The organism is Sphingobium sp. BYY-5 (assembly GCF_022758885.1).
Lineage (GTDB): Bacteria > Pseudomonadota > Alphaproteobacteria > Sphingomonadales > Sphingomonadaceae > Sphingobium.
The window spans coordinates 3,356,480-3,369,898 of sequence record NZ_JALEBH010000001.1; the positions used below are offsets into that span (position 1 = coordinate 3,356,480).

Annotated in this window: 14 protein-coding genes; 10 read left to right on the plus strand and 4 right to left on the minus strand. The window is 63.3% G+C overall.

Annotated elements, in window-relative coordinates:
* Window positions 1-22 precede the first annotated feature (22 nt).
* On the plus strand, window positions 23-1,615 hold the full coding sequence (locus MOK15_RS16180; protein WP_242932543.1) for an isocitrate lyase: 1,593 nt from the start codon (window positions 23-25) through the stop codon (window positions 1,613-1,615).
* Window positions 1,616-1,962: 347 nt separating this feature from the next.
* Here MOK15_RS16180 and MOK15_RS16185 read toward each other — a convergent pair whose 3' ends face one another.
* Window positions 1,963-3,771 (minus strand): DUF885 family protein, encoded by a 1,809-nt coding sequence (locus MOK15_RS16185; protein ID WP_242932544.1) that lies wholly within the window; start codon window positions 3,769-3,771, stop codon window positions 1,963-1,965.
* Window positions 3,772-4,000: 229 nt separating this feature from the next.
* Between MOK15_RS16185 and MOK15_RS16190 the strand changes: the two genes are divergently transcribed.
* From MOK15_RS16190 to grxD, 6 genes are all read left to right on the plus strand, one after another.
* Window positions 4,001-4,687 carry a glutathione S-transferase family protein gene (locus MOK15_RS16190; RefSeq protein WP_242932545.1) on the plus strand — a complete coding sequence of 229 codons (687 nt, stop codon included), beginning with the start codon at window positions 4,001-4,003 and terminating at the stop codon, window positions 4,685-4,687.
* An 89-nt stretch (window positions 4,688-4,776) separates the two neighbouring features.
* Entirely contained in the window at window positions 4,777-6,228 is a 1,452-nt protein-coding gene (gene leuC, locus MOK15_RS16195) for a 3-isopropylmalate dehydratase large subunit (RefSeq protein ID WP_242932546.1), read from the plus strand.
* 109 nt (window positions 6,229-6,337) lie between these two features.
* A complete protein-coding gene (gene leuD, locus MOK15_RS16200; protein ID WP_242932547.1) occupies window positions 6,338-6,943 on the plus strand; it encodes a 3-isopropylmalate dehydratase small subunit in 606 nt (201 codons plus the stop codon).
* 57 nt (window positions 6,944-7,000) lie between these two features.
* Complete coding sequence (locus MOK15_RS16205; protein ID WP_242932548.1) at window positions 7,001-7,324, plus strand: DUF1476 domain-containing protein; 324 nt, start codon at window positions 7,001-7,003, stop codon at window positions 7,322-7,324.
* A 14-nt stretch (window positions 7,325-7,338) separates the two neighbouring features.
* Entirely contained in the window at window positions 7,339-7,572 is a 234-nt protein-coding gene (locus MOK15_RS16210; RefSeq protein WP_242932549.1) for a BolA family transcriptional regulator, read from the plus strand.
* 60 nt (window positions 7,573-7,632) lie between these two features.
* A complete protein-coding gene (gene grxD, locus MOK15_RS16215) occupies window positions 7,633-7,965 on the plus strand; it encodes a Grx4 family monothiol glutaredoxin (RefSeq protein ID WP_242932550.1) in 333 nt (110 codons plus the stop codon).
* 85 nt (window positions 7,966-8,050) lie between these two features.
* Here the strand turns inward: grxD and MOK15_RS16220 are convergent, their stop codons facing one another.
* Genes MOK15_RS16220 through MOK15_RS16230 form a run of 3 tightly spaced genes read right to left on the minus strand, consistent with a single transcriptional unit; the run spans window position 8,051 to window position 9,901 of the window.
* Window positions 8,051-8,617: an LptA/OstA family protein gene (locus MOK15_RS16220; RefSeq protein WP_242932551.1), complete on the minus strand. Its 567-nt coding sequence runs from the start codon at window positions 8,615-8,617 to the stop codon at window positions 8,051-8,053.
* Entirely contained in the window at window positions 8,617-9,264 is a 648-nt protein-coding gene (locus tag MOK15_RS16225; RefSeq protein WP_242932552.1) for an LPS export ABC transporter periplasmic protein LptC, read from the minus strand. The genes MOK15_RS16220 and MOK15_RS16225 overlap by 1 nt, the downstream gene beginning before the upstream one ends.
* A gap of 19 nt (window positions 9,265-9,283) precedes the next feature.
* Window positions 9,284-9,901, minus strand: coding sequence for a ribonuclease D (locus MOK15_RS16230; RefSeq protein ID WP_242932553.1), 618 nt, complete (start codon window positions 9,899-9,901; stop codon window positions 9,284-9,286).
* A 280-nt stretch (window positions 9,902-10,181) separates the two neighbouring features.
* Here MOK15_RS16230 and MOK15_RS21920 point away from each other — a divergent pair, with 280 nt between their 5' ends.
* From MOK15_RS21920 to MOK15_RS16255, 3 genes are all read left to right on the plus strand, one after another.
* Window positions 10,182-11,012 (plus strand): cold-shock protein, encoded by an 831-nt coding sequence (locus MOK15_RS21920; RefSeq protein WP_278254161.1) that lies wholly within the window; start codon window positions 10,182-10,184, stop codon window positions 11,010-11,012.
* Window positions 11,013-11,263: 251 nt separating this feature from the next.
* Window positions 11,264-11,632 carry a BlaI/MecI/CopY family transcriptional regulator gene (locus tag MOK15_RS16250; RefSeq protein ID WP_242932554.1) on the plus strand — a complete coding sequence of 123 codons (369 nt, stop codon included), beginning with the start codon at window positions 11,264-11,266 and terminating at the stop codon, window positions 11,630-11,632.
* The gene (locus tag MOK15_RS16255) at window positions 11,629-13,173 is read left to right on the plus strand and encodes a M56 family metallopeptidase (RefSeq protein ID WP_242932555.1); all 1,545 of its coding nucleotides are present in this window, start codon (window positions 11,629-11,631) and stop codon (window positions 13,171-13,173) included. The genes MOK15_RS16250 and MOK15_RS16255 overlap by 4 nt, the downstream gene beginning before the upstream one ends.
* Window positions 13,174-13,419 lie beyond the last annotated feature (246 nt).

Sequence of the window (13,419 nt, forward strand, 5' to 3'; positions counted from 1 at the left end):
CGCTCACCCGAAGGATGGACAGATGACCTATCAAAGTGAAATCGCGAAGGCCGATACGCTGATCGGCGGCCAGGCCAACTGGGACGGCATTGCGCCGGAATCCGTCGCGAGGATGCGGGTGCAGAACCGTTTCCACACCGGCCTCGACATTGCACGCTACACCGCGAAGATCATGCGCGCCGACATGGTCGCCTATGATGCCGATCCGGCCAATTACACCCAGTCGCTGGGCTGCTGGCACGGCTTCATCGGCCAGCAGAAGATGATTTCCATCAAGAAGCATTTCGGCACGACCAAGGGGCGCTACCTCTATCTGTCCGGCTGGATGGTCGCCGCGCTGCGCAGCGAATTTGGTCCGCTGCCCGACCAGTCGATGCATGAAAAGACCAGCGTTCCCGCGCTGATCGAGGAGCTTTACACTTTCCTGCGCCAAGCTGACGCCCGCGAACTGGGTGGCCTGTTCCGCGACCTCGACAAGGCGCGCGAAGAAGGAGATGAGGTCAAGGCGGCGAAGCTGCAACAGCAGATCGACGGCTTCGAAACCCATGTGGTTCCGATCGTCGCCGACATCGACGCGGGCTTCGGCAATGCGGAGGCGACCTATCTCCTCGCCAGGAAGTTCATCGAGGCGGGCGCCTGCTGCATCCAGATCGAAAACCAGGTTTCGGACGAAAAGCAGTGCGGCCACCAGGACGGCAAGGTCACGGTGCCGCATGAGGACTTCCTCGCGAAGATCCGCGCGGTGCGCTACGCCTTCCTCGAACTGGGCGTCGATGACGGCGTGATCGTCGCGCGCACCGATTCGCTGGGCGCGGGCCTGACCAAGCAGATCGCCTATACCCGTGAGGCTGGCGACATTGGCGACCTCTATAATGGCTTCCTCGATTGCGAGCCGGTTGATCCGGCCGCGATCGGCCATGGCGACGTCCTCATCAGCCGCGACGGGCAGCTATTGAAGCCCAAGCGCTTGGCCAGCAACCTTTACCAGTTCCGCGCTGGCACCGGTGAGGATCGCTGTGTCCTCGACTGTGTCACCGCGCTTCAGAATGGCGCCGACCTGCTGTGGATCGAGACGGAAAAGCCGCATATCGGCCAGATCGGCGGCATGGTCAGCCGTATCCGCGAGGTGATCCCCAACGCCAAGCTGGTCTACAATAATTCGCCCAGCTTCAACTGGACGCTGAACTTCCGCCAGCAGGTGTTCGACGCCTGGGAGAAGGAAGGGCGCGACGTCACCGCCTATGACCGGGCGAAGCTGATGAGCGTGGATTATGACGCCACCGATCTTGGCATCGAAGCCGATGAGCGCATCCGCACCTTCCAGAAGGACGCGGCGCGCCAAGCGGGCATCTTCCACCACCTCATCACCCTGCCGACCTATCACACGGCGGCGCTCAGCACCGACAATCTCGCCAGGGAATATTTCGGCGAGGCCGGAATGCTGGGGTACGTCAAGGGCGTGCAGCGTCAGGAAATCCGTCAGGGCATCGCCTGCGTGCGGCATCAGAACATGGCCGGCTCCGACATCGGCGACGATCATAAGGACTATTTCGCCGGCGAAGCCGCGCTGAAGGCTGGCGGCACGCACAACACGATGAATCAGTTTGCGGCCTGATCCAGGCCGTGCCTTCTCAACCCGTTCGGGCTGAGCTTGTCGAAGCCCTCTCCTTTCCTGAAGGAGAAGGAATGCCCTTCGACAGGCCCAGGGCGAACGGGGTTTAGGCCCGGATAGCCTGGCAGTGGGCAGGTTGCCGGATAGTCCATCTCCCCGGCGATATCCCGATGCGCGACGGGGAGATGGGTTCCGCATCCGTAACAAGCGTGGAAGACTGACGTTTCGCGGCCGGGGCCGTGAGGACAGCCAGTTCGCGGGGACTTCGACACTCCTCTCGCGATTTGGGTGGAAGGAACTGGACGGCCCGGTGCATAGCCGGGCCGTTTTTTCACTGTACTTAGCAAGGTTTATGCAATCCCCGCCCGCTGCCGCACGGCCTGTTTCAGGATATCCAGCGGCATCGCGCCCAGCGTCAGCACCTCATGGAATTGCTTGAGGTCGAACCTGTCGCCCTGCGCCTTCTTCGCTTCCTCGCGCAGGTCGTTCCACACGGTATGGCCGATCTTGTAGCTGCATGCCTGACCCGGCCAGACGGTGTAGCGGTCGATCTCGCCCTGGCTGCGGCCGCGCGCGATGCCAGTGGTGGCGATCAGGTAATCGGTCGCCTTCTCGCGGCTCCAGCGCTTGGCGTGCATCCCGCTGTCGACCACCAGCCGGGTGGCGCGGAACAGCAGCGATTGCAGATAGCCGACCCGGCCCAGCGGATCGCCCGCATACATGCCCATCTCGTCGGCAAGCTGTTCGGAATAGAGCGCCCAGCCTTCCGAATAGCCGCTGTAGAAGCCGCGCCGCCGGATCATCGGGATGGAATCGGATTCCAGTGCGACCGACACCTGAAGATGATGGCCCGGCACCGCTTCATGATGGGTCAGCGTGGCGAGGCCGAATTTCGGCCGGTCGAACGTGTCGCGCAGGTTGATGAAGTAGATGGCCGGCCGTGACCCGTCGAGCGAGGCGTTCTGATAATAGCCGCCCGGCGCGCCCGCCTGGATCGTCACCGGCACGCGGCGCACCTCGACCGGCGCCTTGGGCACGGTGTTGAAGGCTTCGCCAAGGCGCTTCTGCATCGCGATGATCTGGCTGTTCAGTTGCGCCAGCAGCGCCTCGCGGCCCGGATCGGTGTTGGGATAAAGCTGGTCGGGCCGCTTGTTGAGCGCCACCAGCCTGTCGCCGACCGTCCCCTGGCTCATCCCTTCCCCTTTTAGGATCGCGTCGATCCGGCCGCTGATCTCCGCCACCTGATCCAGGCCAAGCTGGTGAATCTCGTCGCCGGTCAGGCGTGTGGTGGTCGCGGCTTCGGCGGCAGCGGCGTAGAAAGCCTCGCCGTCGGGCAGGCGCCAGCAGCCCGCATCATGCACCGCCTTCGCCCGCAACTGCTGCACCAGCGCGCGCTGGCGGTCGATGGCGGGGAAGATCTTCTCCGTGACGATCTGTTCCGCCTGGGTCGCGCGTTCGGGCGGCAGGCCAGCGGCGGCCAGCTTCCTGGCGAAGGAGGCGACCAGCACGGTCTGCACCGCCGGCTGGTCGCGCAGCGCTGCCTGCATCTTCATCACCGTGTCGAGAATATAATCCGGCGCGAACACGCCCCTGGCCGCGTCCGCCTTCTGCCGGTCCAGTTCGCCATCCATGGCGACGGAGAAGGCTTCGAGGCGGGAGAGATAGGCGTCGGCGTCCGCCGCATCCTTCACCCGATGTTGCGAATCGAGGAAGTCGGGCACTTCGCGATAGCTGCCGGTGAGCTGCGAGAGGATATAGGGCGCGAACCGCCCGGCCGTCTCGCCATAGCCGAAGCGCTCGCCACCGACCGCGCGATCGAGCTGATAGGCGACGACATCATAGTCGAGCTGGCTCGCGGCACTGAGTGTCGTGCGGTCGACGCTTGCCAATTGCTTCGCCTGCGCCTTGGTCCGGGCCAGGTCGCGCGCTGCGCCAGCGGCGCTGGTATCGGAGAGCTTGCCTCGCAATGCCGCTCGTGCACCGGTGTCCAGGCCGAGGCGCGTCGCGCTTTCGGGCGAATCTTCCAGCCGCTCGTAGAAGAAGCCGTCCAGCATCGTCCGGAAACGCGCATCTGTCTCGCTGGCCTGGGCAAAGGCGCGTGGCGTGGCGGCGGCGATGGCTGTGGCGCCACTGGTGGCAAGAAATTGGCGTCGGTTCACGACAGATGCTCCATGGATCGGGGAAGGGCGGCAAGGGAATGCCGCCCGCGATGCGCCCTTGTGCCGCGATGACAAAGGCTTGGCTAGAGTCAGGGGAAATGTTCTCCCGCTTTCGCAGACGTACGGTGCGCTTATAAGCCCAGCTTGTCAGCATCGTGGATCGTTGCGGCTATATCGCCGTTACCCGATGCGATATTGCGCGGGCACCTTGCACGGGGAAGGAATGCCGATGTCCTATACGCTCATCACCGCCAATCGAAACTATAGCAGTTGGTCGTTGCGCCCCTGGGTGCTGATGAAGGCGCTGGGCATTGCGTTCGACGATCGGATCGAACCCTTCGCGTCCGCCACCAACTATGCCGCGTTCCGCAGCTTTTCGCCCACCGGGCAGGTGCCGGCGCTGGTCGATGGAGACCGCACCGTCTGGGATTCGCTCGGCATCATCCTCTATCTTGCCGACCGCCACGCGGGAGTCTGGCCGGCCGATGAGGCTGCGCGCGCCTTCGCCCAATGCGCGGCCGCCGAAATGCACAGCGGCTTTTCCGCGTTGCGCAACGACTGCACCATGAACGTCGGTGTCCGTGTCGATCTGCATTTGCCGTCGCCTGCGCTCAACAGGGATATCGCCCGTTTGCGCGAATTGTGGGAGCAGGGGCTGGAGCGCTTCGGCGGTCCCTTCCTGGCCGGCAAGGATTTCACGGCCCTCGACGCTTTCTATGCGCCCGTCGCCTTCCGCGTGCGCACCTATGGACTGGACGTCGGCCCGGTCGCTCGCGCTTGGGTCGATCATATGCTGGCCCATCCCGCCATGCGGCAGTGGGAGGAGGAGGCTCTGGCCGAAACCTGGCGCGAGGAAAGTCATGAAGCGGAGATCAGTGCGGCGGGTCATATCCTCGAAGATTATCGCGCAGTGTAAGATTCTTGCCTGACAGATAGGAAAAACAGCCGATTTCGGTCGCTCACCCCCTTTTCCCCCGGCCATTACGGGTCTAGGGGGTGAACACTATGGTTAAGTCTCGCACCCTCTACGAAAAAATCTGGGACGCACACGTTGTCGAGCGTCGTCCCGACGGCACCTGCCTCATCTATATCGATCGCCACCTTGTCCATGAGGTGACGAGTCCGCAGGCGTTTGAGGGGCTTCGTCTCGCCGGACGGAAGGTGCGCCGTCCCGATCTCACCCTTGCGGTGCCGGACCATAATCTGCCCACCACCCCGCGCCGCGATGCGCAGGGGCAGCGCATTCCCATCGCCGATCCGGAAAGCGCGCAGCAGCTTGCCGCGCTGGAACGGAATGCGCCTGAATTTGGCGTCCGCCTGATCGGCGACGCCGATGTGGAGCAGGGCATCGTCCATGTCGTCGGTCCGGAACAGGGGTTCACGCTTCCTGGCGCCACGCTGGTCTGCGGCGACAGCCACACCAGCTCACATGGCGCGCTGGGCGCGCTGGCCTTCGGCATCGGCACGAGCGAGGTCGAACATGTGCTCGCCACCCAGACGCTGCTGCTCAAGCAGTCGAAGACCATGGCCGTGGTGGTCGATGGTGAACTGGCGCCGGGCGTCACGCCCAAGGATGTGGCGCTGGCGATCTGCGGCCGTATCGGCACGGCGGGCGGCACCGGCTATGTTATGGAATATCGCGGCTCCGTCTTCCGCGACATGTCGATCGAGGGTCGCCTGACCGTCGCCAACATGTCGATCGAGGCGGGCGCGCGATCGGGCCTGTTCGCGCCTGACGAAAAGACCTTTGCCTATCTCAAGGGCCGCCCGATGGCGCCCAAGGACGCGGATTGGGATGCTGCGGTCGCCTGGTGGCGGACGCTGCACACCGACGAAGGGGCTATGTTCGACAAGACCGTGGTCATCGATGCTGCCGACATCGTGCCCAACGTCACCTGGGGCACCAGCCCGGAGGATGTGGTCCCCGTGACCGGCGTGGTGCCCGATCCCCACAGCTTCGCCGATCCTTCCAAGCAGGCCGCGGCGCAGAAGTCGCTCGACTATATGGGCCTGACCGCCGGTCAGCGGATGGAGGATGTCGCGATCGAGCATGTCTTCATCGGCAGTTGCACCAACAGCCGGATCGAGGATCTGCGTGCCGCCGCTGCCCTGCTGAAAGGACGTCATATCGCGGCGGGCATCAAACATGCCATGGTCGTGCCCGGTTCCGGCCTGGTCAAGCGCCAGGCGGAGGCGGAAGGGCTGGACCGCATCTTCCTCGACGCCGGTTTCGAATGGCGTGAGCCGGGTTGTTCGGCCTGCCTGGGCATGAATCCGGACAAGGTGCCCGCGGGCGAGCGCTGCGCATCGACGAGCAACCGTAATTTCATGGGCCGCCAGGGACCGGGATCGCGCACCCATCTGGTGTCGCCTGCCATGGCGGCGGCGGCGGCCATCACCGGTCGCCTGACCGATGTTCGCGCGATGTTGAATAACAAAGAGGGGATAGGCGCATGAAGAAGATTTTCTGGCTGCTGACGCTGGGCGCGCTGGCAAGTGCGGCGATGGCCGCAACCCTGGGCCGTGCCGAAGACACGCCGGCGGCCGAGATGAAGAAGGTTCATTGATGGAGCAACTGACGACCGTTGACGGCAGGGCCTATCCGTTCGGGATGAAGAATGTCGACACCGACATCGTCATCCCGGCCCATTGGCTCAAGACGATTTCGCGCAACGGCCTGGGCAGGGGCGCGTTCGAGGTGCTGCGCAAGGAACCGGGCAATGTCTTCGATGATCCCGCCTATGCCGGCAGTCCCATCCTGATCGCGGGCGACAATTTCGGCTGCGGTTCCAGCCGCGAACATGCCGCCTGGGCGCTTGGCGACCTGGGCATCAAGGTGGTGATCGCACCCAGCTTCTCCGACATCTTCTCAGGCAACGCCTTCAAGAACGGCATATTGACCGTGGTGCTGCCGCAGGAAGCCGTGGACCGGTTGCTGGAGGTCGCGAAGACGGATCCGATCCATATCGATCTGGAGGCGCAAACCGTCACCACCCAGTTCCAGGACCGCTTCCGGTTCGAGATTGATCCCTTTCGCAAACACTGCCTGCTGGGCGGTCTGGACGAAATCGGCCTGACCCTGGGCGAAGTCGATGTGATCGACAGCTATGAAGCGAAAGTGGCGCAGGAACGCCCCTGGATCGTCCCTGCCCCCGTGCTCGGCGTTGCGTAATGGCGCGCGACTACCTATCAATTAGTACAGATACAGTTTTCACAAGGTTTTAGACGCATGACCACCTTCGACGATCGCGAACGGGCGTTCGAAAATATGTTCGCGCACGATCAGGAAATGCAGTTCCGTATCCAGGCCCGGCGCAACCGGCTGCTTGGGGAATGGGCTGCGGCGAAGATGGGCCTGACCCCGGAAGAGACCGACGCCTATGCCAAGGCGGTTGTGCAGGCCGATTTCGAGGAAGCGGGCGATGAGGATGTCATCCGCAAGCTGCTGGGCGATATGACGTCGGCGGGGATCGATATCGATGAAGCCGGCGTGCGCATCGCGCTGGATGAACAGGCTGTGGTCGCCCGCCGCATGTTCATCGAAGCGCAGTAAGGGACGCTCTTCCCATGCCGATGGCCGCTGATGAGATTGCGGATATGATCCGGGCCGCCTTTCCCGATGCGGAGGTCGAGATCACCGACCTTGCCGGGGACGGCGACCATTATGCCGCGCGCGTGGTGTCGGAAAGTTTCCGGGGCATGACGCGCGTCGCGCAGCAGCGGGCCGTCTATGCCGCGCTTGGCGGGCGCATGGGGGGCGTGCTCCATGCCTTGCAACTCACCACCGCCGTTCCCAACTAACGGGCCGGCAGATTTTCGTGCCCGTGGCTACGGGACACCAGACAGGAATGGATTTTTCGCATGACCGACGCCGTGCAGCAGCGGATTGCCGAGATCGTCAACGGCAATGACGTGGTGCTCTTCATGAAGGGCACGCCGCTTTTCCCCCAATGCGGTTTTTCAAGCCGCGCCATCGCGATCCTTGAGCATTTGGGCGTTGCCTATGACACGGTCGACGTGCTGCAGGATCAGGAGGTCCGCCAGGGCATCAAGACCTATTCCGATTGGCCGACCATTCCCCAGCTTTATGTGAAGGGTGAATTTGTCGGCGGCAGCGACATCATGATGGAAATGTATGAAGCTGGCGAACTGCACCAGCTCATGACCGACAATGGCGTCGCCGCCGCGAACTGACCCGCCTTCGATTGCAATAAAAAGGCGGCTCGTAATACGGGCCGCTTTTTTTATGGATTGAGCAGGTGAAGCCGTTCGCTTCCGGTCAATTCTTTCGCTGCGGCACGGTGAAGGTGCCCGACACGCGCCCACCGGAACTGGTCGAGGTGCCATTGCCGCCGGTGGACCGGCCGTCAACGGTCGATCGTCCGCTGTTGAGGTCCATGACCAGCCGGCCGCCGGTCAGCCGGTTCGATCCCTGGGTCAGCGTGACATTGCCCAACATGGTGATGAGCTTGGCATTCAGGTCGTAGATGGCGACATTGCCCCGCGCGGTTTGGTCCGCCTTGACGATGACGACATTGCCGGATGCATCAATACGGTCGATCTCGATCCCGCCGGGACCATTGTTGCTGGCCGGGTTGCTGTTCGGCTGGTTGTGATAGGCGACGGTCATGCGCGCGGCGTTCAGGGTCATGCCCGCCTGCGTCACCTCGACATTGCCGGACACGACCACACGATCGGCGCGATCCTGTACTTCGATGCGATCGGCGGTGAAGTTGACCGGGGCGTTGCTGTCATGATTCTTGAAGACCTGCGCACCCGCCCCGGCGATCATCACGCCGGCGGTGCCCAGGAATCCGATCGGCAGCAGCAGAAGAGTGCGTTTCATCAGTTCTGCCCTTTGAGGCCATTTTGTTCGATGCGCAAGCGGGCGCGACCGTTCAGCGTCACGGTGCGTGCGCCCATGTCCGCTTCCAGATGATCGGCGCTGAACGTGCCGATCGGGATTCGCCCGTCGACCCGGCCCGCGCTTTGCATCCGGCGCGTGGTGAGGTCGATGCCCACATCGCGCGTGGTCAGGCGATAGCCTCCCGCCGCCTGGAACTGGACCGGCCCATCGATCGCGACGCGCTCGCTTTCCATATTATATCGCCCCTTTTGCGCGGTCAGCACGGCTGGCCCGTCCGACAATAATATGCGGGCGGACATGTCGTTCAAGTTGACGATCGGTTCGCGGGAGCTTTTCTGGACCGCTGATCCCGCGCGTAGCGAAAAGGGCTGCCCCTTGCTGTCCTCGCCGCGATAGAGCGCCTCGGTCACGCGCATCCGTTCGCTCGCGACATCGACCTTGTTCTTGTCGAGCACGAAGCTGACCTTGTCGCCGCCGGTGAAGGGGGCCGTCGCCAGTAGCGCCGCCAGCACGCCGACCGCGACCGGCAGCCAGTTCTTGAGCAGCTTGACCAGGCGGTCATGGCTGCCGCCCGGCCGCGCCCAGTGGCGGCGCACGTCGCGTTGATGATCGGCCTTGACGGACATGGCGACGTTGGTTGCTCCCTTACATATGCGCGAAAATGTCGATCTCCGGCCAGCCGGCCAGATCGAGTTGGGCGCGGTGCGGCAGGAAATCGAAACAGGCCTGGGCCAATTCCATCCGGCCTTCGCGAATCAGACGCTTGTCCAGTTCCGCCTTCAACTGGTGCAGGTAACGCACGTCCGATGCGGCATAATCTTTCTGCGCATCCGACAGGACGGGACTGCCCCAGTCGCTCGACTGCTGCTGCTTGCTGATATCCTGGCCCAGCAATTCGCGGACCAGTTCCTTCAGACCATGCCGGTCGGTATAGGTGCGGACCAGGCGCGAGGCGATCTTGGTGCAATAGACAGGGGCGGCCACGACGCCGAGATAATGCCGGATCGCGGCAATGTCGAACCGGCCGAAATGATAAAGTTTCAGCCGCTCCGGATCAGCCAGCACGGCGCGCAGGTTGGGCGCGGCATAATCGCTGCCGGGATTGAAGCGCACCAGATGCTCGTCACCCTTGCCATCGCTGATCTGGACGACGCAGAGGCGGTCGCGCGGGGTGATGAGGCCCATGGTCTCGGTGTCGACGGCGATCGGGCCGGGGGCAAGCACGCCGGCAGGCAGATCTTCTTCATGGAAATAGACGGTCATGCCATCCCCTCTATGGCGAAACTGGCCGCACCGCAATCAAGGCCTTATGATAGTGTTGCGGCACGGCAGTCCGCCCTGAAAGTGAGATGAGCTGCGCGGATATTCGCTATTTTGCAGCCGCGGAACGGAACGGGATCGCAACAGTGAAAATCATTCGCGCTGTCCTGAAAAGTTGATATAGTGATTCCCAAACCGCGCCTTTGCGGTGGATTCTGCATGTCATTCGCCCGACATGTTTGTCCGATTTGTCTTGGGGCGAAGCGAAAGTGACTAACAGGGCATGAGTTTTGATAGAGGTCGCCGCGGCGGGCGCGGCAAGGACAAGCGCGACGGTTTCGGCGACGACAATTTCTACGATCAGGGCAGCCGCGGTGGCTTCGGTGGTGATCGTGGTGGCTTCGGCGGCGGTTTCGGCGGCGGTGGTGATCGCTTCGGCGGCGGCGGCGGCGGCGCAGGCGGTGGTGGTGGTTTTGGCGGCGGCGCAGGCCGCGGCGGCTTCGGCGGTGGTGCCGGTGCTGGCGGTGGTTTCGGCGGCGGTGGTCGCGGGATGCCTGCCCAGGTTGTCGGCGAAGGCAAGGGCGTCGTCAAATTCTTCAACGGCCAGAAGGGTTTCGGCTTCATCGTTCGCGACGATGGCGGTGAGGACGTGTTCGTCCATATCAGCGCTGTTGAGCAGGCGGGTCTGACCGGCCTGGCCGAAGGTCAGCCGCTCGGCTTCACCCTGGTCGATCGTGGCGGCAAGGTGTCGGCCACCGATCTGGTGATTGACGGGGAACCGCTCCCGGTCACGGAGCGTGCGCCTCGTGAACCGCGTGCTGCTGGTCCTGGTGGCTTTGGTGGTGATCGTGGCGGCTTCGGCGGTGGCGATCGTGGACCGCAGCGTCAGTTGACCGGTGAACGCGCCAGCGGCACCGTGAAGTTCTTCAATGCGATGAAGGGCTTCGGCTTCATCCAGCGCGATGATGGCCAGCCTGACGCCTTCGTGCACATCAGTGCCGTTGAGCGTGCTGGCATGGCTGCGCTGAACGAAGGCGATCGGCTCGACTTCGAGCTGGAAGTCGATCGTCGTGGCAAATATGCTGCGGTGAATCTCCAGTCGAAGGCTGAGTAAGGCGCGGCTATAGAATCATCCCTGTTATGGGGAGAGGATTAGGAAAAGGGGTCGTCCATTGGACGGCCCCTTTTTCTTGCGCGGTCAATGCCGCAGAAGCGCTGCTGAAGCCCGTGTTATAGTGTGGAGGTCGCCTGCGGAGACCGGCCTCCGCCAGCGGCTGAAGGCTTCACGATATTCCGCTATTGACTACATTCGTAATCGATGCGACTACATCTGTGGTTGTAACCGGACGAATCGGGTCAAGGCAAGTGAGCGAGAAGATCAGCGAAGCGGAACTGGTGGTGATGGAGGCGCTGTGGGAACAGGCGCCGCAGACCGCCAACGATGTGGCTGATCGCGTTGCGGCGGAACGCGAATGGAGCCTGCAGACGGTCAAGACCCTGTTGTCGCGGCTGATGGCCAAGGATGTCATCGCCGCCGACCAGGATGGCCGCCGTTTTCTCTACCGGCCGCTGGTCGTGCGCGACGATTATGTCGCCAGCGAATCCGGGCGGCTGGTGAACCGGTTGTTCGGCGGCCGAGTGTCGCCGCTGGTCGCGCAGTTGGTGCAGCAGGATCAGTTGACGGCGGATGATATCGCTGAGCTTGAGGAAATCCTGAAAGGGTTGAGATCATGAGCGTCTGGCTGGCCGAAACTCTGATCGCCACCACCTTGCTGATGGCGCTGGTCATGATGTTGCGACGGCCGGTGGCGCGCTGGCTGGGGGCAGGGGCGGCCTATATGCTCTGGGCGCTGCCGCTGGCGCGGATGTTGATGCCGTCGCTGCCCGACGATCTGGCCGATCCGTCACCGCTGCATCTCGCGGTCGATCAGGCCGGATTGCCGGCGATATTGACGGACGCGCCTGCCGGCGCTGCGGTTGCCGCCGCGCCCGGCCTGCCCTGGCTGGAGATTGTGATCGCGGTCTGGCTCGCCGGGCTGGTGGTGTTCATCGCGGTGCAGATGGTGGGTTATGTCCGTTTTCGTCGCCACATATTGGCGGGTGCGACCCTGATCGGTGAAGAAGGCCGCATCCGCATCGTCACCAGCTCGCAGGCTTCCGGGCCGCTCGCTTTCGGTATTTTCCGGCCCTATATCGTGCTGCCTGCCGATTTCGCCTTAAGCTATGACTTGCAGGAACAGGACATGGCGATCGCCCATGAACGGGCGCATCATGAGCGGCGCGACTTGGCCGCGAATATGATCGCGTTGCTGTTGCTGGCCATCCACTGGTGCAATCCCGTCGCCTGGATCGCCTATCGTGCCTACCGCGCCGACCAGGAAACCGCCTGCGATGCGCGCGTCCTTGCCCTCTATGGCAGCGACCAGGCCCATGCCTATGGCCGCGCCATCCTGAAAGCCGCCAGCGGACGGCAGTTCGCCGGCGCTTGCCATCTCACACGTCTCGCCACGCTCAAAGGGAGGCTGAAAATGTTGTCGAATCACGAAACGTCATTGCACCGCATCAGTTGGGGCATGGCGGCGGTCGCACTGGTCACTGCCACAGGTCTGGCCCTCACTGCGTCGGGCAGCCGCGCCGCGCAGCAGATGGCGGCGATCACCGAAAAGGTGGAAAGCGCCGACTTGGCCCGCCTGACCGGTCTGGTTGCCCGTCCGGCCCAGGCCAATGCTCCGGCTGCGGTAGCCGTGGCTGCTGTCCCTGAGCCGGCGGCACCGACTGAACCGGCAGCCCGCCGCCATGCAGAACCGTGGCCGCATCCTGAACCCCTGGCGCCGATTCCGCCAGTTGCGCCCGCCGCTGACATGGTTGCGCCCATCCCGCCGATACCATCGGTGACGGTCCGTAGCGGAAAGGGTGGAATCACGGTCACGCATGCCGATGGCCGGGTCGAAACCCACCGTATCCCCACGGACGCTGAAATCGCTCGGATGGTGCCCGTTGTTGATGTCCGCGAAGGATGCGACGGCAATGACATCACCAGCCACCGCGAGACGGTGGACGCTAATGGTCGCCGCTATATCCGCGTACGCATCTGCCAGAGCGCGATTGAGAGGCAGGCCCGGCAGGCAGAAAGAGCAGGCCAGATGACCGGGCGCAAGAACCTGATTGCGGCCCGGATGCGGATCGCCGAAGCCCGTATGCCTGAAAGAGCGCGGGCTGACGCGCTACGCGATATCGATGACGAAATCGCCGACCTTGACCATCAGAATGACTAGGGCGGATCGATATTCGGGTTAAAGCAGAAGCCTTGGCCTCATTTCCAACGTCATGCCGGACCTGACCCGGCATGACGGCTTAGGAAGCGCCTAAAACCGTGAATGTCGATCTGGCCTAGATATCGAGGCTGGTGAGGCGGTTCATTCGTTCGGTCCGCAGGTCGGTCGATTGGGTGAGCATCGATGCCGCAGCAACGCGCCGGTCAGTGCGTAGGGTGACTACGCAACGAGCCGGGGGCTGAGCCT

What these genes read in the sequence shown, in the direction of transcription:
- MOK15_RS16180 (WP_242932543.1), top strand. Translation starts at nt 23, where the DNA reads ATGACCTATCAAAGTGAAATCGCGAAGGCCGATACGCTGATCGGCGGC.
- MOK15_RS16190 (WP_242932545.1), top strand. Translation starts at nt 4,001, where the DNA reads ATGTCCTATACGCTCATCACCGCCAATCGAAACTATAGCAGTTGGTCG.
- leuC (WP_242932546.1), top strand. Translation starts at nt 4,777, where the DNA reads ATGGTTAAGTCTCGCACCCTCTACGAAAAAATCTGGGACGCACACGTT.
- leuD (WP_242932547.1), top strand. Translation starts at nt 6,338, where the DNA reads ATGGAGCAACTGACGACCGTTGACGGCAGGGCCTATCCGTTCGGGATG.
- MOK15_RS16205 (WP_242932548.1), top strand. Translation starts at nt 7,001, where the DNA reads ATGACCACCTTCGACGATCGCGAACGGGCGTTCGAAAATATGTTCGCG.
- MOK15_RS16210 (WP_242932549.1), top strand. Translation starts at nt 7,339, where the DNA reads ATGCCGATGGCCGCTGATGAGATTGCGGATATGATCCGGGCCGCCTTT.
- grxD (WP_242932550.1), top strand. Translation starts at nt 7,633, where the DNA reads ATGACCGACGCCGTGCAGCAGCGGATTGCCGAGATCGTCAACGGCAAT.
- MOK15_RS16220 (WP_242932551.1), bottom strand. Translation starts at nt 8,617, where the DNA reads ATGAAACGCACTCTTCTGCTGCTGCCGATCGGATTCCTGGGCACCGCC.
- MOK15_RS16225 (WP_242932552.1), bottom strand. Translation starts at nt 9,264, where the DNA reads ATGTCCGTCAAGGCCGATCATCAACGCGACGTGCGCCGCCACTGGGCG.
- MOK15_RS16230 (WP_242932553.1), bottom strand. Translation starts at nt 9,901, where the DNA reads ATGACCGTCTATTTCCATGAAGAAGATCTGCCTGCCGGCGTGCTTGCC.
- MOK15_RS21920 (WP_278254161.1), top strand. Translation starts at nt 10,182, where the DNA reads ATGAGTTTTGATAGAGGTCGCCGCGGCGGGCGCGGCAAGGACAAGCGC.
- MOK15_RS16255 (WP_242932555.1), top strand. Translation starts at nt 11,629, where the DNA reads ATGAGCGTCTGGCTGGCCGAAACTCTGATCGCCACCACCTTGCTGATG.